The organism is Pseudomonas sp. GW821-FHT09C09 (assembly GCF_059418105.1).
On record NZ_JBWKPF010000009.1, the window covers coordinates 203975 to 223469 of the forward strand.

Below are 19495 nucleotides of genomic sequence, written 5' to 3' on the forward strand. Positions count from 1 at the left end.
CGGATCGCCTTTCGGATAATTAAATTGCACACAATTCAATTGCTCGCTATTTTTGCAGCTTCTCAACTTTCCGGAGTGCGCACCAATGAGCGATAACCTGCTGACCATCCCGTGCACCACCATCAAGGGTGAGCAAAAGACCCTGGCCGATTTCGCCGGCAAAGCGGTGCTGGTGGTCAACACTGCCAGCAAGTGCGGTTTCACGCCACAGTACAAAGGCCTTGAGGAGCTTTGGCAGACTTACAAGGATCAGGGTCTGGTGGTGTTGGGCTTCCCGTGCAACCAGTTCGGCAAGCAGGAACCCGGCAACGAGGGGGCGATCAGCGAATTCTGCGAGCTGAATTACGGTGTCAGCTTCCCGCTGTTCAAGAAGATCGAAGTCAACGGTAACGGCGCCCATCCGCTGTTCGTGCAATTGAAGAAGCGCGCGCCGGGCGTACTGGGTTCCCAGGGCATCAAGTGGAATTTCACCAAATTCCTGATCGGCAAGGACGGCCAGTTGGTCAAGCGCTTCGCCCCGGCCACCAAGCCGCAGGATCTGAGCCGCGAGATCGAAGCCCTGCTCAAATGAACAACCTGTCCGCCGATGCCCTGAAGCTCGACAGTCAGCTGTGCTTCAAGTTGTATGCCGCCTCCCGTGCGGTGATTCGTGCCTACAAGCCGATGCTCGATCAGCTTGGCCTGACTTACCCGCAATATCTGGCGATGCTGGTGTTGTGGGAATGGCAGGAAGCGGCGCCGGAGCAACCGACGGTCAAGGCACTGGGCGAGCGTCTGGCGCTGGATTCCGGGACGCTGACGCCGCTGCTCAAGCGTCTGGAGCAGCTGCAACTGGTGCAGCGCCAACGCTCGGCGCGGGACGAGCGTGAGGTTCACCTGAGCCTCACGTCCCAAGGGCTGGCACTGCGCAAGCAGGTCGGGCCGTTGAAGGACCGGTTGCTGTGCGACAGTGGCGTGGACCTGGATCGGCTCAACGAGCTGCGCACCGGGCTTGATCATCTGCTGGGGCAAATCAAAGCGCTGTCGTAGTCGGTATCCACTGATCCAGCAGCGCGGCCAGTTCTTCGCGGCGGAAGGGCTTGGCCAGGTAGTCGCTCATGCCCGCCGCCCGACAGCGCTCACGCTCCTCGGACATGGCGTTGGCCGTCAACGCCACGATCGGCAAGTGCGGCCAGCGACCGCTCTGGCGGATCTGCCGGCTCGCTTCGTAACCGTCCATCACCGGCATGTTGCAGTCCATCAGCACCAGATCGAACTCATGGTGTTCCAGTTGATCCAGTGCTTCTGCGCCATGGGCCGCCACTACCACTTCGCAACCAAGTTTACTGAGCATGCCCTTGGCCACCAGTTGGTTGACCGGGTTGTCTTCCACCAGCAACACCCGCCCGCGACGCTGTGACGGCACGCTTTCAAGCCGCCCGCGGTCGATGGTGGTGATGTCCGGTTGCAGGGTTCTGCGCAGATTCTGATACAGCGCGTTGCGAGCCAGGGGGCGAGCCTGCTGTTGCAGCGGGGCGAGGGCGGCGGCCTCTTCGCCCGGCAGGAAACTGCCGTAGGCTGTTACCAGCAGAATCGGTGCGGTCATGGTCGGCCGCAGGCCGAACAGGCATTCAGGGCAATCCGTGATGATGATGTCCGGTGACGGGCCGAGCAGTGACGCTTCAATCGTGCGCTGCTCGTACGACAGGCCCCAGACCGGCAACAGACTGCTCAGCAGCTCCGACAGGCCGCTGGCCGCCGTGGTGATGGCAAGCACGCTGCCATGCAGTTGTGCCGGAATGACCGCGCGGGTGTGGCAGGGCAGCGGCAGTTCGGCACAGAACTGGCTGCCGAAACCGACTTCGGAGCTGATCGTCAGGCGCCCCTCCATGGCTTCGCACAGGTTGTAGGTCAGCGCCAGGCCCAGTCCGGTGCCGCCGTACTGGCGGGTGATACCGGCCCCGGCCTGGGTGAATGGCTGGAAAATCTTCACCTGGGCTTCCTGGGCAATGCCGATGCCGGTATCGCAGACTTCGATGCGCACGCCGTCCTTCCAGGTCGACAAACGCACATCGACCCGGCCGAAGCGGGTGAACTTCAGGGCGTTGGACAGCAGGTTGCTGACAATCTGCCTGACCCGGGTCGGATCGCCGAGTACCAGCGCCGGAAAGTGCGGATCGATCAGACACGTCAGTTCGACGCTTGGCGCCGCATTCTGTGACAGCAAGTTGGCGGTGTCTTCAACGAGCGAACCGAGGTCGAACGGGATGTGCTCGAGCTCCAGTTGCCCGGCATCGAATTTCGACAGATCAAGAATATCGTTGAGCAACTCCACCAGCACCTTGCCCGAGTCGTGGGCGATGGACAGTTGCTGCTGTTGTTCGCCAGTGAGCGGGCCGTCGAGGGACAGCGCGATCATGCCCAGCAGGCCGTTGAGCGGAGTGCGAATCTCGTGGCTCATGTTGGCAAGAAACGCCGAGCGCGCCTCGGCCATGTCCAGCGCCGTGCTGCGGGCGACTTCCAGTTCCTCGTTGGACTGGCTGAGGCGGGCGTTGATGGCTTTCAGTTCGGCGGTGCGAGCCGACACGATGTCTTCGAGTTGAGCGAGGTAATCGGTGAGGCGGTTTTCTGCGGTGCGCCGCTGCTGGATTTCCGTGGCGATGTTCTCGAACTGCTGGTTGGCGACCTTCACCAGCACACCGATCTCGTCGTTGGCGTGTCCGCCCGGGCATTCCAGTGTGGTCGGTTCGGCGCTGCGCGGATCGCGCCCGCTGAGTTCACGGATCACCCGCACCAGTGGTTTGGTCAGCATCACGTAGAACAGCGCCAGCAGGATGCCGGTCAGGATCAGGCTGCGGGCGAACCCGTTGAGCAGCGTGATTTCGGCCCGGCGCAGGAAGCGGCTGCCGAAGGCATAGGTGTCCACTTCCAGGCTTAACGTACCGAGGGATTCGTTGGGCAAGTGGTCGAGATAGAGCCGGTCTTCGAACTCGCGTTTGGCGCCGAACAGAAAGTCGCTGATCAACCGATAGCCGCTTTGCAGTTCCGGGCGTTTGACGCTGGCCAGCACCGTCTGATTGTTGTCGGTCAGTTGCGCGGAAACGATGGCCGGCGAGCGCAGCAGGCCCAGCGTGAGTTCCTGGGCCAGCTCGGCATCGATGTTGTAGGCGATGCGCGAGGCCGGGTTATGGCTGATTTCCAGCAAAGACAGGATTTCACGGTTGATGGAGGCGTCTTCACTGGCATAATCGATGCCGATTTGCAGCAGACTGAGCAGCGTGCCCAGAATGAACCCGACCAGCACGGTAAGCCTGGCTTGCTTGTAAGACAGCCGGTGGGTGAATTTGATATCCATGGGGTGTTGAACCACTTACGTTTCCCTTCGCTGCTCAAGCATAGTCGATCATGCATGGATACCGGAGTTCCCGCATCGCCTTGTAACAAGGGCCGGGCCGGGTGTCGAACGCTATCGGTTGTCGCTGTATCGCCATCATTACTGTGAACCAGCCCGAGGAGAAGACGTGGATTCCCGATTGAATGCTTTTCTTGAGCGCGCCGAGTCGGTTCTGGCGCGGATCGAACCGCTGCTGCCGGCGCCACGCCCGGTCATCGACTGGGGCACTTGCCTGGCTGCACGCTGGCAGCGCGATGGTCGCAGCGGCTATCTGCTGCCGCTGGAAGTCAGCCTCGACATGCGTCTGTCGGACCTGATCGGTATCGATCGGCAACTGGAGCAACTGGGCCGAAATACCCAACAGTTCCTTGACGGCATGCCGGCCAACCATGCGCTGCTCTGGGGTTCACGCGGTACCGGTAAATCCTCGCTGGTGCGGGCGTTGCTGGCCGAACACGCCAAGGCCGGCCTGCGCCTGATCGAGATTGAGCGCGATCACCTGGCCGACCTGCCACGTGTGGTGGAGCAGATCGCCAAGCTGCCGCAGCGTTTCGTGCTGTTCTGCGATGACCTGTCGTTCGAATCCGGCGAAGGCGATTACCGCGTGCTGAAGAGCGTGCTGGATGGCTCGCTGGAGCAGGCGCCGGACAACGTGTTGCTGTACGCCACTTCCAACCGTCGCCATCTGGTGCCGGAAAAGGAAAGCGACAACGAAAACTGGAAGCGCGTCGACGGCGAGTTGCATCCAAGCGAAGCGGTGGAAGACAAGATCGCCCTGTCGGATCGCTTTGGCCTGTGGCTGTCGTTCTATCCGTTTACCCAGGAACATTTCCTCAATGTCGTCGAACACTGGATCGGGCAACTGGCCGCCAAGGCCGGACTGAGCTGGCAGCGCGACGAACAGCTGGACATTCTCGCCGTGCGCTGGGCGACCGGCCGTGGCAACCGCAACGGACGTTGCGCGTACCAATTCGCCCGTTACTGGGTGGGACTGAAATTGCTGGAGCACAAGGCATGATTGATTTGCAACAGAGCGGCCAGGGCCTCGAAGGCTATGGCATGTTGGCCGCACAACTGGAGTCGCTGCTGGCGGACGAGCGCGATTTCATCGCCAACGCCGCGCAGTTTTCGGCGTTCCTGTTCAACCAGCTCGATGATCTGAACTGGGCCGGTTTCTACCTCAATCGCAATGAAGAGCTGGTGCTTGGCCCGTTCCAGGGCCAGATCGCTTGCGTACGCATTCCGTTCGGTCGCGGTGTGTGTGGCGCGGCGGCGGCCAGCCTGCAGACACAACGGGTCGAAGACGTTCACGCGTTCCCCGGCCACATCGCCTGTGACAGCGCGTCGAACAGCGAACTGGTGGTGCCGCTGGTCAAGGACGGTCGCCTGATCGGTGTGCTCGATCTCGACAGCCCGAAGCTTTCGCGTTTCGGCGCAGACGATCAGGCCGGAATCGAACGACTGGCAGCGATCTTCCTGCGCCTGACCGACTGCTGATCACGCTGCCAGGCCCGCCTTGCGCAGCACGCCGGCAGGATCGACCGCATCGATCTGTTGCGGTTCGAGGAACCGACTGGCGTATTGCAGGTAAAGGCCTTCGCGGATGAACAGGCCGAACAGCTCGGCATCGATATGCGCCTCACGGCACATGGTGGCCATGATTCCCAGCGCCTCGCTGAGGGTCTTGGCCTTTTTGTAGGGGCGGTCGGCAGCGGTCAGCGCTTCGAAGATGTCGGCAATCGCCATCATCCGTGCCGGCAGGCTCATTTCTTCACGTTTCAAACGTTTCGGGTAACCGGTGCCGTCCATTTTTTCGTGATGGCCGCCGGCGATTTCCGCCACGTTGTTCAGATGCCCGGGGAAGGGCAGATGGCTGAGCATCAGGATCGTCTGCACCATGTGGTGATTGATGATGTAGCGCTCTTCTCGGGTCAGCGTGCCGCGAGGAATGCTCAGGTTGTACAGCTCGCCGCGGTTGTATTTGTAGCGCGGGACGTCGAGTTTGAACCCCCATGGGTTGTCCTCCGGAATCAGCTCGCTGTCGGCGCGTTCGAGCAGGTGTTCGGGCTTGTCGGACAGTAACTTTTCGCTGACGGGCAGGGTCGGCGCCGGCGTTCGTGCCTGGCGTCGGTTTTCTTCCCAGGACACGCCCAGCCGATCATCCAGCGTGCGTGTCCAGGTGCGCTGCGCAATGCCCTCAAGACGCTGAAGGTCGGTGTCGGCCATGGCCTCACTGCCCAGGTTGCAGCGGGCGACGAAACTGAAATCATCATCCAGAGACGCCAGCGTCGTGTCGCGCAGGCTGGCCAGTTGTCGTTCGTCCCCACCCGATGCCAGAGCTTGCCAGTAGCTGATCCAGGCATCGCGCTTGAGCACTTCGAAGCGGGTACGGATTTCGTGAATGCGATCGTTCAGGGTTTCCAGTTTGGTGGCTTTGTCGACGACGTATTCCGGCGTCGTGACCTTGCCGCAGTCGTGCAGCCACGCAGCGATGTGCAAGGCTTCCCATTCATCCTCACTGGGCTGGTAGTCGCTGAAGGCCGGGGCTTCGCTCGCCGCCGCTGCGTGAGCGAGCATCAGGGTCAGTTCCGGCACACGTTGGCAATGCCCGCCGGTGTAAGGGCTCTTGGCATCGATGGCGCCTGCGAGCAGTTGAATGAACGCGTCGAGCAGCTGTTTCTGCCGGGCTTGCAGGCGCTGGCTTTCGATGCTCACCGCCGCCGCGCCGGACACCGCTTGCAGGAACGCGATGCGGTCGGGTCGCAGCTTTTCAAGGTCGGCCGGGGTGCCGCTGTCATTGATCAGCAACACCAGCAGGCCGATTGTTTCGTTGTGTTGGTTGTGCAGGCGGATCCCGATCAGGTGGACGCGCGGCGTGTCCATGGCCAGCAGGACCTTTTGCAGGTCCGCGGCCTCTTCGAAACCGAGGTTGCTGACCACGTTGTCGGCCTGCGCCAGTTGCTCGAACCAGGCCGGACCCTGTGCGGTATCAAGGTCGTGGCCTTGAATATCGAACGCTGCCAGCGGCCGGGAAGTGCCGTCGACTACCAGCCCGTAAGGTTCCATGCGGTTGCCATCACTTTCCCGCAGGTAGATCAGCCCCGCCTGCGCCTGGGCAATCTGCACCGTTTCGAACAACACCCGTTGCAGCAGCGGGGCGAAGCGGGTTTCGGCGGTCAGACTGTCGGTGATGCGAAAGAAGCTGGCCAGAGTGTCCTTCATCCGCGCCATCGACAGGCTCAACTGATCGACCTCCAGCACCGGCGAGCGACGGGTCACGGGAAAGTTGAAATCGAAGCTGCGGATGGCGTCGGCTTCCTTGACCAGTGCATGCAGCGGCTTGACCAGAATCCGCGAGATCAACCAGCCCAGCGGCAGGCATAACAGCAGGGTGGCGAGGGTGATCAATGCACCTTGCCAGCGCATGCGATAGGCATCGACCAGCAACTCGTCTTCCGGCACCAGCAAGGCCATCTGCAAACCTTTCGGACCACCTTCCTGCAGGCTGCTGCGGGCGACGATCCAGCGGCGCCCGTCAGCATTCAGGCGTTTGCCCTGATGATCGGCAGACAGCAGGGCATGCAGGCTCGGGCTCAGGTCGGCTGCCTTGGCCAGACGCGCGGTTCGGTCATCGACGATCAGCCGGCTGCTGTCGGGGTACGCTACGGCGTTGCCTTCGGCGTCGAAGAGGACGATTTCTGTCGCTGGCGTCACCACATGTTTGGTCAGGGTCGCCGACAGCGCGTCGAGGGTCAGGTCGGCAGCGATCACTGCATGCTCACCGCTGCGTCGGGCGAGGGTGGTGCCGACATTGTGGGTGGAAAAGAACACGTAGGGTTCGGTGGTGATCTGCTCGTTCTGTTTTTGTGCGCCGATGTACCAGCCCCGGCTGCGCGGGTCGTAGGCATCGTCCGGATTGTCCTGACGACCGACCGCCGACAACGCCCGATCGAAGAACAGCGACTGTGATCTGACGCCGCCATTGGCGTCATGCTCGATGCTCCAGACCTGATAGGCCGCTGCATCCGGCGCCTTTAGCAAGGTTTTCAGTGAGGCGGTGCGCAACGGCCGCACCATGAAGAAATCACCGTTGTCGTAACCCAGATACAACGAGGCCAGATCAGGATTGTCTGCCAGTGACTGGCTGAACGGTTTGAGCAGGGTCAGGCGTTGTTCAAGGGCGGAGGCCTGAGTCCCGGGGTTGTCCGCGAGCAGGCTCAGCAAGTGCCGGATCGGCGCATAGGTTGATTGCAGATCGACGCGCACATCCTGCTCGATGCGCTCGAACAGTTTTTCGCTGCTCGACAGAATGATCTGTGTGGTCTGCCGGTAGTTGAACAGTCCCAGCACGACCCCGGTGAGCAACAACAGAAAGGTGAACATGACGCTGATGTGCACGTGCAGGGGGAACCGGCGTTGATCCGGGCGCAGTGGGCTGGGCATTGCGGACTCTCCGAGTTGATAAACACACTGCTCAGCGTCCAAGCATAGTTAAGGCCCGGTCATTCTGCTGTGGTCGGTCAACGTCAGTTGCTGCTCCAACGCCTTCTCCAGTTCGAGAATGGCGAAGTTGCTCGCCTTGCACCGGCGTTCGATCTCCTCCACCGGCAAAGCTTGCAGGCAAGCCTGTTCGAGTGCGTCGCAACTGTTGATCAGGCGTGATGCCTGGGCAATGCGTGCAGCGCCTTTGATCTTGTGCGCCATCTCGGCCAGCGCCAGGTGATCCCGGCCGGGGGACAAGGCTTGTAGATCCCGGCGGTCATTCCGGCTGCTTTTCAGAAGTTCGGTCAACAGTCGCCTGGTCTGAGCGGGGTTCCCTCCGGTCAGCGCATAAAGCCCCTGCAGGTTGAACGCAGAGGTATGGAACACAGGTGCATCGAGGATTGGCCGGACACTGTCGACCCATTGGCTCAAGGCACTCAGGCTCAGTGGTTTGAACAGGCACTCGTTCATGCCGGCCTGCTTGCAGCGAAGCACCTCTTCCGGTTGGGCATTGGCGGTAAACCCCAGCACGGTGCAGGTCGGGCGTTGCGTAAGTTCTTCGTGGCGCCGGATCGCGCGGGTCAGTTCATAGCCGTTCATGACGGGCATGTTGCAATCGGCGATGACCAGATCGAATGCGCCGTTTTTCCATTGTTCCAGTGCGCTCTGGCCTTCTTCGGCAATGCTGAAACGGTGTCCCAGGAACTCGAGTTGCTGGCACATCAGCAGGCGATTGGCCGGGTGATCGTCGACCACCAGAACGTTGAGGGGCGTGAGGGCGGTCTGGATCTGTGGTTCGTGTTTCCGGCTTTTCACCTCAGCGGGCATGATCGCCAGTGGTAGCGACACACTCACTTGTGTGCCGACTCCGGGCTGACTGCTCAATTGCAGTTGCCCTCCCATCATTTTGCACAGGCTGCGGCTGATGACCAGCCCCAGTCCTGTACCGCTGATTGCCCGGTTCCTGCCATGGCTGGCCTGGGTGAAAGGTTCGAACAGCCGCTGCTGATCTTCGGCAGTAATACCGATGCCGCTGTCCTGAACCGTCAGTTGAACCTTCGAGCAAGCGGGAACATCGCTGTCCAGCAGTTCCAGCGAGATCCTGATCTGGCCTTTTTCGGTGAATTTGATGGCATTGCTGATCAGGTTCGACAGCACCTGTTTGAAACGCAAGGGATCCAGATGTACGTCGATGTTCAGTTCGGGCGGGGAGACGTTCACCACCAGTGCCAGCCGTTTTTGCCGGGCCAGGCCGTCGAAGATCCGGACCACCGAGGCGATGGTATCGATGAGATTGACCCGTTCGGGGCTCAGGCTCAGGCGCCCGGATTCGATCCGGGCAATATCCAGAATGTCACCGATCAGACCCAGCAGATCCTTGGCCGAGCTGTAGGCGGTTTCGATGCTGGATCGGTCCGGATGCACTTTGTCCATGCGCTTGAGTGTCAGTTCGAGCATGCCGATGACCGCGTTCATCGGCGTACGGATTTCGTGGCTCATGGTCGCCAGGAAAGTACTCTTGGCACGGTTGGCATCATCGGCCTGCTCCTTGGCGGCACGAAGCTCGTCGAGCAGCTCATGACGTTCACTGATATCGATCCAGCCGCCGATGATTCCCTGAACATCACCGCTGGAGTCGCGGTATGGCAGGATCCAGTGATAGATCGTCATGCGCCGGTTGCCGATATGCAACGGCCGGTCGAGCACCAGCGGTCTGCCCTCGTTCACGACCCGCTGGTAGTCGGCCTGAAAGGCCCTGGCTTCGAACGCGTTGCTCAGAGCACCTTCCATCACATTCTTGCCGATGACGTCCTCGCGTCTGGCCTTGAAGGCTTCGAGGTAACTGTCGTTGCAGCTTTGCAGCAACCCTTGTCGATCACGCACATAGATCGGATGAGGCGTGCCGTTGACGAGCGAGCGCATGAACTCCAGTTGATCGTTCAAGGCACGTTCGGCGGCCTGGCGCTGTTTGATCTGGCGACGCATGTAGGCATTCCAGAGCATCGACAGCATCGACAGCAGCAACAGCAGACCGGCCGCCCCGATCACCTGATAGAACAGACGCCGGTATTGGTGCCAGGTGCCTTGCGAAAGGCTTGAATAGCCCCTCCATCGACCATTGATGATGCCCAGTTCTTCGGGCGATATGCTCATCAGGGTCTTGTCGATGATCGAGCCCAGTTCGGTGTTGTCTCTGGCGGTTGCCAGGGAAAAGGCGGCTTGCCGGGTGCCGATGGTGGTCGTGATCTGCAAGGGATGTTCGAAGATGTGCGAAGCGATGAAGTAGTTGGCGATCACCAGCGAGTTCACGGCGCCTTCGACCAGACCCTCGTCGAGCAATGCCACGGCACTGAAAGTGTCCGGGGTCTCGATCAACTGGATGAGTGGAAACTCGTTGCGCAGGTACTCGATCATCGGATTGCCCTGGGCGATGGCCAGGCGCTTGCGCTTGAGCTGACCCAGGTGGGTCGGACTGTCGGCAGCCTTGCGGGTCAGCAGGACATAGGAGTTTTCAAGGTAGGGGCGGCTGAACTTCAGGGTTTCCTCGCGTTGGGCGGTCGGCAGCAGGGCGGCGATCAGGTCGGCCTGATGGTTTTCGATCTGTTTGATCATCTCGGCGTCGCTGCGGCTGCGGCGGATTTCGAAGCGCAGGCCGGTTCGCAACCGAATGAGTTCCAGCAGGTCGGCGCTGATGCCGCGAAAGTTACCATCGGTGTCAAAGAAGCTCAGGGGGGCAAAGGCCTCGTTGACGACCACGCTCACCACCGGGTGTTTCTTCAGCCACTGTTCTTCGCGGTGGGTCAGTTGCAGTTTCTGGTCGGTCAGCAAGGTATCGCTGCCGGCACTCCAGCGTTTGGCGATGGTTTCCCGCTCGCTGCCGGGGACAGCCTTGAGCACGTTATCGATGATACCCAGCAGTTGAGGATTGTCGCGACGCACGGCAAAGCTGAAACCGTGGGCTTCGTGCTTGCCGAAATTGGCCATGCGGATGTTGTTCAGATACCCCTTGCTGATCATGTAGTGGGTGGAAATGGTGTCGCCGAGAAATACGTCCGCCTGATCGAAGGCAACGGCGTTGATGGCATTCTGGTAAGACGGATAGGAGGTGATGAGGGCTTTGGGATACAGCGCCTTGACTTCGTCCAGCGGCAGATAGTGATACAGCATGCTCAGCCGCAATCCGGCCAGACCTTCGCTCAGAGACCGGGTTTCACCCGTACGGGTGACCAGTACCGGTTGATCGATGGCGTAAGGGCTGGACAGTACGATGTTGACGTTTTCCGCCTCCAGACCGTTGGACGTGCCAAGCATGTCGATGCTGCCGTCGACCAATGCCCGGATCGCCGCGTCTCGTGTGGCAAAGCGCTTGACCCTGACCGGCAGGCGGGTTGCCTGACCGATCAGTCCGGCGTAATCGGCCGTGAACCCTTCGTAATCGCGGCCGCTGGCCGTCATGTCAAAGGGTGGATAGTCGGGAGCCGATGTGCCCAGAACCAACTCATTGCGATTGTGCAACCAGTCCCGTTGCGCATGTTCAAGCAGGACCGGAAGCAACTTGTCGGTCGAACGACTGAGCAGGGCCAGGTCTTGCGAGATGACGGGGGCGGCTGTTACATGAGCACTCAACCCAAGGCATGCACTCAATACAAACAGGCAGTTTTTCAAGCGACTGGGCATGTCGTCTCTCACACGAGTGCGTTGCGTTTGGCCATTTCAATAAGTTCTACAAGGGATCTGGCTTTGAGTTTCTGCATCAGACGTTTTTTATAAGTACTGACGGTCTTGTTGCTGAGGAACATGCCTTTGGCAATTTCCTTGTTTGTTCGGCCTTGGGCGAATAGTTGCAATACCATCAATTCCCGGTCGTTGACGGATTTGAAAAGTTCCAGTTCTGCGTAGCGCACATCGTCATTGCGAACAGGGTTCAGGGCCTGGCTGGGGAAATAGTTGTATCCGGAAAGGACCGCCTTGATGGCACTGACCAGTTCGCTGAGGTCTTCCTGTTTGCAGACATAACCCGATGCGCCGGACTGCATGCAGCGAATGCCGAACAGCGTCGGGCACTGTGCGGTCAGGACCAGCGTCTTGAACGGGGAACTCATGGCGTTGAAACGGGCAAGGACTTCCAGGCCGTCCAGCTTTGGAATACTGATGTCGAGAATGATAAGGTCGGGGGCGCATTCACGAACCATTTGCATGGCATCGACCCCGTTATCGGTTTCACCGACGACCTTGTAACCTTCATGTTCCAATAGCATTCGAACGGCAAGACGAATAACCGGGTGATCGTCGACAATAAAAACGGAGTTCATAACAAAGTCCCATGCGAACACTAATAAAGGGCGCACCTTAGCTCAGATGAAAGAGCGGTCGCATGAGCCGACAGGACCTCGGTGGCAATCTAGGATCAGTCCTACAAATAAAGAGGAATGGGACTACGTGTGAACTAGTTTTGACGTAGGTAGCGGCTGGCTTCGCGAGTTGAACTTGTTCGATGGAGGGGGGCGGGCGTGACTGAAAAACCTGTTTGTTTAATGTTTGTCAGTCATCAATGAGTTTCAGTTTTTTGTTGGCGATACGTCGCGAGCGTCGAACAGGGATATAAGGAAAGGATTGGAATATCCACCAGTCGCCCGTCCGGTCAATGCCTGACCGGGCGGGCGACGAAGTATCAATGGCTGGAGCGCCCTGTCATTTCCAGGGCCATGTCGCTGGCATAGCTGTCGGTCATGCCTGCGATGAAGTCGATCATGCGCAGGAACGATGCGTGCAACGGGCCGTGAGGGTCCGGCGCATTGTTGCCCAGCAAGTCGAGGATTCTGCGGCTCTTGAACGACGGTGTACGCCCGTTGTGTTGTTCGAGGGCCGCACCGCAGAACGCGTTGAGCAGAATCTCCAGTGTCGTGTAGGCGCCGATCTCATGCAGGGTCTTGCGCTTGTCCTGAAAGATTTTCTTGCGGGCAATGTCCTTGGCATTCAGCACGCAACGTTTGGCCGGGCCGTGCATGTGCTCCACAAGGTCCCCGTGCAGCGTTCCCGCCAAAAGCGCATCCTGTTGTTCGACAAAGGCCCGGGCGGCGGCGTTGGTCAGGTGTTCGATGGCCTTGCCCCGAAGGATCGCCAGTTTGCGCCGGCGCGAATCCTGAGGGCCCAGCTGTCGGTAGGTTTCCGGCAGATCGTCACCGACCAGACCCAGCAGCAGCGACTCGACCTCGGGATAGTCCAGCAGGTCCATCTCCAGGCCATCTTCCAGATCGATCAGCGCGTAGCAGATGTCATCCGCAGCCTCCATCAGGTAAACCAGCGGATGACGCGCCCAGCGCTGTTCTTCGAGTTGCGGCAGGCCGAGTTTGTGGGCGATCTGCTCCAGCAATGGCAACTCGCTCTGATAGCAGCCGAACTTGTGTTTCTTGTAACCCAGAGAGTCGGCGTGGCGCGCGGTCCACGGGTACTTGAGGTAGGTGCCGAGGGTCGCGTAGGTCAACCGGGTGCCGCCGTCGAACTGGTGATATTCCAGCTGCGTGAGAACCCGGAAACCCTGGGCATTGCCCTCGAAGTTCAGGAAGTCACCGCGTTCGGCGTCACTCATCGCATCCAGCCAGCCGCGTCCGGCGGCCTGCTGGAACCAATGGCGGATGGCGTCTTCGCCGGAATGGCCGAAGGGCGGATTACCGATGTCATGGGCCAGGCAGGCGGACTGCACGACCATGCCCAGATCGCTTGGCTCGCACCACTCGGGCAGGGCGCGGCGCAGCGTTTCGCCCACTCGCATGCCCAGCGACCGGCCGACGCAACTGACTTCCAGCGAGTGGGTCAGGCGCGTGTGGATGTGGTCGTTGCTCGACACGGGATGCACCTGGGTCTTGCGGCCCAGGCGGCGGAAGGCGCCAGAGAAAATGATGCGGTCATGGTCTTTGTGGAACGGGCTGCGGCCGAGTTCCTGCGGGCTGTGCAGCGGCTTGCCGAGACGTTCGCGGTTGAGCAGGGTTTGCCAATCCAAGGCTGATTCTCTCCGTCGGGTGACTGGTGCCCTAGCTTCCCGGTTCGGGCGAGTGTCTGCAAGCGCAACTACAGCCCGGCGGCGTCAATGTCGATCAACAGCAGGCGCTCGCCATTGTCGAAAAACTGCCCGGCGGTCAGGCAGTACTGGTTGCTGGTGGCATCGCGGTAGGTGTTGGAAAGCGTCAACCGGCGCTCTTCCCAGCCTTCGGCCAGCAGATGGTAGAAGTAGGGGCGCCACGACCAGTTGTGACCCAGGTAACGGTTGTCGGCGACCCAGCCGCTTTGCCGCCATTCCAGATTCGGCGTCAGTTGCGTGCCCTGACGGTCGCACTGATAAAACCGCAGCAACCATGGAAAGGCGTCCAGTTGCGGCAAGGCACTCAGCGGCGCGCGGGTTTGTGCCCAGCTTTGCAGAATCGTCATCAACTCGCCGAGCTGTCGGCGCATGGACATCAACTTGCCGCGCTCGGCGAGTTTCTGCTTCACATAGGCCTGGCGCAGTTCAGCGAAGCGCTGGACGAAAGCATCCGTTGCAAAGAAAGCCTCCTGCGCCCGGGCGAACAGAAAACCCTGTACGTAGCGTGAGCCACATTCCAGCGCGAAATTCAGCTGTGCTTCGGTCTCCACGCCTTCGGCGATGATCCAGCAACCGGTCCTTTCGGCCATCTGCGCCAGTGCCTTGACCACATCGCTGCTGGGCCCGCCGAGCGCGGCGGCCTGAAACAGGCGCATGTCAAGCTTGAGGATGTCCGGCTGCAAGGCCAGCACGCGATCCAGCTGTGAATAGCCGGCGCCGAAATCGTCGATGGCGATCCGTGCGCCGGCATCGCGATAGCGTGCGACGACTTCGGACAGACGCTGACTGTTGCCGCCCAGTTCGGTGATCTCGAAGACAATCCGCTGCGGGTCGACGCCATGCCGGGCGAGTTGTTTGAGACTCGGCAGTGCCTGGTCGGCGCGCAAACGGCTGATCCAGCGCGGTGACATGTTCAGGCTGAGAAACCAGTCCGGCGGCGCCTCGTGAAATCGGCTCAGCGCATTGTCACGAATCTGCCGGTCGAGGCGGCGCAGGGCGGTAGCGGGCGTTCGCGGGTCGGCGAACAGCGGCCCGACCGATGTCAGTTGCCCTTGCGCCTGGCGCAATCGACCCAGAGCCTCGACGCCTGCAATGCGTCCAGTGGCGGTATCGATGAAAGGCTGAAAGCAGGCGAGCGGTTGCCCGTCGATCACGGGGCCTCCTTGGTCATTGTTGTTCTGGTGGGATCCTGCAGGCCGGATAGGCGAGCGGGATTGAATCTCCGGATGAAGAGATTCAATCCCGCCAGCAGTGCAAGAATGCAGCCAGATGTGGAACTCAGCGTTTGCCCGAGTTCTGCATGACCAGTTTGATCAGCGGCGCGAGGCTGGTACCGAGGCGGATCAACCGGCTCAGGCCGCCGATACCACCGCTTTTCGCACCTTTGCCGGTCAGGAACCCCAGCAGTGTCACGGCGGCCACGCCCCACAACGGCGCATGCTTGATGCCGAAACCTTCCTGCAGGTTTTGCGTCATGCCGCGCATGCGTTGCAAGGGCTGGAGCACCTGGCCGGTTTCGTGGCGGATTTCCTGACGATGCATTTCCATGCGCAGGCGGATCAGGGCCTTGCGCATTTCCTGGCGCGAGCTGTTGTGCGGAAGTTCAGGCAGGCTCATGGCAGCAGGCGCTCCCGGTCGTTGGCCAGTTCTTCCAGGGTGCCGTGGAAGGGCGAGGATTCATCGAAGATCGCAGCCTTCAGACGCAGCCCGCAGAAGATCGCAGCGAGTGTGTAGAACACGCACAGGCCGATGATTGCGGCGAGCCGATAGGTGTCCCAGAACACGATCAGAACGAGGGTCGACAGGCCGACCAGCAACAGCAGTGCAAACACCAGCGCCAGGCCGGCGAACAGCAACAGGCTGACGGTGCGTGCTTTCTGCTCCTGCAGCTCGATGCCGAACAACTCGACGTGACTGTGCAAAAGACCGAGGACGGCTGCACCCAGGCGCCGTGTGGAAGAGGCGGTGCCCGCAGTCGGGCCGGATTCACCGATCGACATGATCAGCGCCGCGTGGCCAGCAGGCCGATCAGAAAGCCCACGCCCGCCGCGATACCCACCGATTGCCACGGGTTGGCCGACACATAATCTTCGGTGGCGGTGACCGCTGCCTGACCGCGCTCGCGCAAGGTGTCTTCGGTCAGTTTCAGGGTTTCCCGTGCGCGCAGCAGGCTTTCATGGATCTGTTCGCGCAATTCATCAGCCTGGTCACCGGCCAGCGTGGCGGTGTGTTCCAGCAACCGTTCGGTATCGCTGACCAGGGTCTGGAAGTCGTTCATCAGGATTTCTTGAGCAGTCTTTGCCTTGGTGCTGGCCATTGGGAATCTCCGTAATTGGCGGTCTGAAGCGGCTTCTGAAACTTTCGAGTATGAGCCTTGCGTGAAGGTTCAGTACAAATGACTGGTACATCTTTTGCTGTGTCGTGGTGCGTCCTCCGGCAGCAGTGCTCTGTTGCCGGGCGCGAAGCCGGGAAATCATAGCCCGGATGACACGGGTTCAGCTCAGGACATCGACCTCGTGCGCCAAAGCGGTTCACCGGCCCCTCGGGCTTGTGACTGTATGGTCGCAACTTGGTGCATGAAATGTCTGCATGAACCGCTTTGGTGCCTTTTTCAGCCTTGGGTCTGCCTCTTCATGGAAAATCTGCAAAGCGCTGTGGATACGCTCGTTCATAGTTCCAACACGTTGTTCATTCTGATCGGTGCGGTCATGGTGCTGGCCATGCACGCCGGTTTCGCCTTTCTGGAGGTCGGAACGGTTCGCCAGAAGAATCAGGTCAACGCTCTGTCGAAGATTCTCAGCGACTTCGCGGTGTCGACGCTGGCCTATTTCTTTATAGGCTATTGGATTTCGTACGGGGTGACGTTCCTGCAACCGGCGGCGGTGCTGAGTGCCGATCATGGTTACGGGCTGGTGAAGTTTTTCTTCCTGCTGACCTTTGCGGCGGCGATCCCGGCGATCATTTCCGGCGGCATTGCCGAGCGGGCGCGGTTCGTTCCGCAGCTGTGCGCGACGGCGTTGATCGTGGCATTCATCTATCCGTTTTTCGAGGGGATGATCTGGAACGGCAACTATGGTCTGCAAGCCTGGCTGGCCGCGCGATTCGGCGCCCCGTTCCATGATTTCGCCGGCTCCGTGGTGGTTCACGCCATGGGTGGCTGGCTGGCGCTGGCGGCGGTGCTGTTGCTGGGCCCGCGCAACGGCCGCTATCGCGATGGCCGGCTGGTGGCATTCGCGCCCTCGAGCATTCCGTTTCTGGCACTGGGCTCGTGGATCCTGATCGTCGGCTGGTTCGGCTTTAACGTGATGAGCGCGCAAACCCTGCAGGGTGTCAGTGGTCTGGTAGCGGTCAATTCGTTGATGGCGATGGTGGGCGGTACCGTGGCGGCGTTGATCGTCGGGCGCAATGACCCGGGCTTTCTGCACAATGGCCCGTTGGCCGGTCTGGTGGCGGTGTGTGCCGGCTCCGACCTGATGCACCCGGTGGGCGCACTCGTCACCGGTGCGATAGCGGGCGCGCTGTTTGTCTGGTGCTTCACGGCAGCGCAGGTCAAATGGCGAATCGACGACGTGCTGGGTGTCTGGCCGTTGCACGGCTTGTGTGGCGTATGGGGCGGCATCGCCTGCGGGATCTTCGGCTCGACCGCGTTGGGCGGGCTGGGTGGTGTCAGCCTGATCAGCCAGTTGATCGGTACGGCGTTGGGCGTGGTGGTAGCACTGGTTGGCGGCTTCGCCGTCTACGGTTCGATCAAGGCGCTGCATGGTCTACGCCTGAGTCAGGAACAGGAGTATTACGGCGCGGACCTGTCGCTGCACAAGATCGGCGCGGTGAGTCAGGACTAAGTCTCTTCATCTTCGGCACCCGGGTAGAAGCCATGCAGCAGGCGATAGCGGTCGATACGCACCCGATCGACTTTTTCCTGCACCTGGTGTGCCGGCAGACCGAGCAGAATCAAGGCATGGGACGCGAGCATCAGGCTTGATTCCAACAGCTCCGGCACCACTTCGCTGGCGCCGGCGGCTTTCAGTTCGGCCCACTGGCTGTCGTCGCGGGTGCGCACCAGAATCGGCACCTTCGGATTGAGTCGCCGGGCCTCCTTGAGCACCCTCAGCGCCACATCGCTTTTATCGACGGCAATCACCAGCAGCCTTGCGCGCAGCAAACCGACCGCCGTCAGGAGGTCGGCGCGTGCAGAGTCGCCGTAATGCACGTCGCGTTCTACGGTGGCTGCCTCCTGAATACGTACGGGGTCGTTGTCCAGGGCAATGTAAGGTTGCCCGGCATTGCGCATGAAACGCCCGATCGACTGACCGACACGCCCGTAGCCGCAGATCACCACATGCTGATCCAGGCCGGCATTGAGGGCGCTGATCTGTTCGATCTGTGCTTCCTGATTGGGTTTGCGGTGCAGGGCGGCGGCGATGCGGGGGGCAGCGCGCAACATCAGCGGCGTGAGCAGCATCGAGCAGAACGTCGCAGCGAGGAGCAGGGCGCCGAGATCGGCGGGCATCAGCCGGTTCTGCTGCATCTGTGCCATCAGGGCGAAACAGAACTCACCACCCTGTGCCAGCGCCATACCGCTGCGCCAGGCGGTTTCATTGTCGCTGCCACGCCATTTCACCAGCAGCGCCACCACTGAGCCCTTTATCACCAGCAAGCCCAGGGTCATGGCGATAATCACGACGCTGTGGCTGGCAAACAATTGCAGGTCGATCAGCATGCCGATGCTGACGAAGAACAGGCCGAGCAGAATGTCGCGGAACGGCCGGATATCGGCCTCGATCTGATGCCGATAATGACTTTCCCCCAGCAGCATGCCGGCCAGGAACGCGCCGAGGGCAGGGGACAGGCCAAGCAGGTGAGTCAGCCATGCCGTGAGCAACACGATCACCAGCGCCAATAGCACGAACAGCTCGGCCGAGCGCGATGCCGCCACCTCCTGAAACAGACGCGGCAACAGCCAGCGACTGGCCAGCAGCAAGCCGATGAACAGCACGACAGTCTTGAGCAGTGTCAGCGGCAACGCCCAATACCAGGCTTGATCGCTGCTGCCGGCGAAGACGGGTACCAGCGTCAGCAACAACACGGCCACCACATCCTGAAACAACAAAACCCCGACCGCATTCTGCCCATGGCTGCTGAATATTTCACCGAGACTTCCCAGTTCCTTGGTGACGATCGCCGTCGACGAAAGTGAAAGCCCCGCGCCGAGCAGCAGCGCCGGGGTAAGGGGCATGCCCAGCAGCATCAGCACGCTTCCCAGCAGCGCTGTGCTGACCAGCACCTGTTGGCTGCCCAGACGAAAAACCACCTGGCGCAGGGCAATCATTTTCGACAGGGAGAATTCCAGCCCCAGGGAAAACAGCAGAAACACCACGCCCAACTCGGCAAGATCCGGCAGATGCTCGCTCTCGTTGATCCAGTCGAACGCTTTCGGCCCGACCATCAGCCCGACGCACAGATAGCCCAGCACCGGTGGCAGGCGCAGGCGGCGAAACAGGGCAATCATCACCAGGGACGAGGCAAGAATGATCAACAGATTGGCAAACACAAAACACTCC

Annotated in this window: 15 protein-coding genes; 5 read left to right on the forward strand and 10 right to left on the reverse strand. The window is 60.6% G+C overall.

Annotation, left to right across the window (positions count from 1 at the left end; all coding sequences use genetic code 11):
* Positions 1 to 85 precede the first annotated feature (85 nt).
* Positions 86 to 571: a glutathione peroxidase gene (locus tag AC07NR_RS25620; protein ID WP_085730592.1), complete on the forward strand. Its 486-nt coding sequence runs from the start codon at positions 86 to 88 to the stop codon at positions 569 to 571.
* Positions 568 to 1029: a MarR family winged helix-turn-helix transcriptional regulator gene (locus AC07NR_RS25625; RefSeq protein WP_495079730.1), complete on the forward strand. Its 462-nt coding sequence runs from the start codon at positions 568 to 570 to the stop codon at positions 1027 to 1029. Before AC07NR_RS25620 ends, AC07NR_RS25625 begins: the two co-directional genes overlap by 4 nt.
* Here the strand turns inward: AC07NR_RS25625 and AC07NR_RS25630 are convergent.
* Positions 1013 to 3334, reverse strand: coding sequence for a hybrid sensor histidine kinase/response regulator (locus AC07NR_RS25630; protein WP_495079731.1), 2322 nt, complete (start codon positions 3332 to 3334; stop codon positions 1013 to 1015). The two genes, AC07NR_RS25625 and AC07NR_RS25630, sit on opposite strands and share 17 nt — an antisense overlap.
* Positions 3335 to 3500: 166 nt before the next feature.
* Between AC07NR_RS25630 and AC07NR_RS25635 the strand changes: the two genes are divergently transcribed.
* A complete protein-coding gene (locus tag AC07NR_RS25635; protein ID WP_495079732.1) occupies positions 3501 to 4391 on the forward strand; it encodes an ATP-binding protein in 891 nt (296 codons plus the stop codon).
* Positions 4388 to 4870: a GAF domain-containing protein gene (locus AC07NR_RS25640; RefSeq protein ID WP_085710746.1), complete on the forward strand. Its 483-nt coding sequence runs from the start codon at positions 4388 to 4390 to the stop codon at positions 4868 to 4870. The genes AC07NR_RS25635 and AC07NR_RS25640 overlap by 4 nt, the downstream gene beginning before the upstream one ends.
* On the opposite strand, the gene AC07NR_RS25645 is transcribed toward AC07NR_RS25640, so the two are convergent.
* The 8 genes from AC07NR_RS25645 to AC07NR_RS25680 form a co-directional block, all read right to left on the reverse strand.
* A complete protein-coding gene (locus tag AC07NR_RS25645; RefSeq protein WP_495079733.1) occupies positions 4871 to 7816 on the reverse strand; it encodes an HD domain-containing phosphohydrolase in 2946 nt (981 codons plus the stop codon). It lies immediately after the preceding gene.
* A gap of 48 nt (positions 7817 to 7864) precedes the next feature.
* Positions 7865 to 11533 (reverse strand): transporter substrate-binding domain-containing protein, encoded by a 3669-nt coding sequence (locus tag AC07NR_RS25650; RefSeq protein WP_495079734.1) that lies wholly within the window; start codon positions 11531 to 11533, stop codon positions 7865 to 7867.
* A gap of 8 nt (positions 11534 to 11541) precedes the next feature.
* Positions 11542 to 12168 (reverse strand): response regulator transcription factor, encoded by a 627-nt coding sequence (locus tag AC07NR_RS25655; protein WP_119429618.1) that lies wholly within the window; start codon positions 12166 to 12168, stop codon positions 11542 to 11544.
* A gap of 359 nt (positions 12169 to 12527) precedes the next feature.
* The gene (locus tag AC07NR_RS25660; RefSeq protein ID WP_432217351.1) at positions 12528 to 13856 is read right to left on the reverse strand and encodes a deoxyguanosinetriphosphate triphosphohydrolase; all 1329 of its coding nucleotides are present in this window, start codon (positions 13854 to 13856) and stop codon (positions 12528 to 12530) included.
* A gap of 68 nt (positions 13857 to 13924) precedes the next feature.
* Complete coding sequence (locus AC07NR_RS25665) at positions 13925 to 15088, reverse strand: EAL domain-containing protein (protein ID WP_495079735.1); 1164 nt, start codon at positions 15086 to 15088, stop codon at positions 13925 to 13927.
* A gap of 124 nt (positions 15089 to 15212) precedes the next feature.
* Positions 15213 to 15551 carry a hypothetical protein gene (locus tag AC07NR_RS25670; RefSeq protein WP_305835883.1) on the reverse strand — a complete coding sequence of 113 codons (339 nt, stop codon included), beginning with the start codon at positions 15549 to 15551 and terminating at the stop codon, positions 15213 to 15215.
* Positions 15548 to 15934 carry a phage holin family protein gene (locus tag AC07NR_RS25675; protein ID WP_065257074.1) on the reverse strand — a complete coding sequence of 129 codons (387 nt, stop codon included), beginning with the start codon at positions 15932 to 15934 and terminating at the stop codon, positions 15548 to 15550. Before AC07NR_RS25675 ends, AC07NR_RS25670 begins: the two co-directional genes overlap by 4 nt.
* Positions 15935 to 15936: 2 nt before the next feature.
* Entirely contained in the window at positions 15937 to 16251 is a 315-nt protein-coding gene (locus tag AC07NR_RS25680; protein ID WP_085710739.1) for an ElaB/YgaM/YqjD family protein, read from the reverse strand.
* Positions 16252 to 16567: 316 nt separating this feature from the next.
* On the opposite strand from AC07NR_RS25680, the gene AC07NR_RS25685 reads away from it, so the two are divergent.
* Positions 16568 to 17776, forward strand: coding sequence for an ammonium transporter (locus AC07NR_RS25685; protein WP_495079736.1), 1209 nt, complete (start codon positions 16568 to 16570; stop codon positions 17774 to 17776).
* On the opposite strand, the gene AC07NR_RS25690 is transcribed toward AC07NR_RS25685, so the two are convergent.
* Positions 17773 to 19485: a cation:proton antiporter gene (locus tag AC07NR_RS25690; RefSeq protein ID WP_495079737.1), complete on the reverse strand. Its 1713-nt coding sequence runs from the start codon at positions 19483 to 19485 to the stop codon at positions 17773 to 17775. The genes AC07NR_RS25685 and AC07NR_RS25690 overlap by 4 nt on opposite strands.
* Positions 19486 to 19495 lie beyond the last annotated feature (10 nt).

Coding starts and splice junctions, on each gene's coding strand:
- AC07NR_RS25620 (WP_085730592.1), top strand. CDS start 86: ATGAGCGATAACCTGCTGACCATCCCGTGCACCACCATCAAGGGTGAG.
- AC07NR_RS25625 (WP_495079730.1), top strand. CDS start 568: ATGAACAACCTGTCCGCCGATGCCCTGAAGCTCGACAGTCAGCTGTGC.
- AC07NR_RS25630 (WP_495079731.1), bottom strand. CDS start 3,334: ATGGATATCAAATTCACCCACCGGCTGTCTTACAAGCAAGCCAGGCTT.
- AC07NR_RS25640 (WP_085710746.1), top strand. CDS start 4,388: ATGATTGATTTGCAACAGAGCGGCCAGGGCCTCGAAGGCTATGGCATG.
- AC07NR_RS25645 (WP_495079733.1), bottom strand. CDS start 7,816: ATGCCCAGCCCACTGCGCCCGGATCAACGCCGGTTCCCCCTGCACGTG.
- AC07NR_RS25650 (WP_495079734.1), bottom strand. CDS start 11,533: ATGCCCAGTCGCTTGAAAAACTGCCTGTTTGTATTGAGTGCATGCCTT.
- AC07NR_RS25655 (WP_119429618.1), bottom strand. CDS start 12,168: ATGAACTCCGTTTTTATTGTCGACGATCACCCGGTTATTCGTCTTGCC.
- AC07NR_RS25670 (WP_305835883.1), bottom strand. CDS start 15,551: ATGAGCCTGCCTGAACTTCCGCACAACAGCTCGCGCCAGGAAATGCGC.
- AC07NR_RS25675 (WP_065257074.1), bottom strand. CDS start 15,934: ATGTCGATCGGTGAATCCGGCCCGACTGCGGGCACCGCCTCTTCCACA.
- AC07NR_RS25680 (WP_085710739.1), bottom strand. CDS start 16,251: ATGGCCAGCACCAAGGCAAAGACTGCTCAAGAAATCCTGATGAACGAC.
- AC07NR_RS25685 (WP_495079736.1), top strand. CDS start 16,568: ATGGAAAATCTGCAAAGCGCTGTGGATACGCTCGTTCATAGTTCCAAC.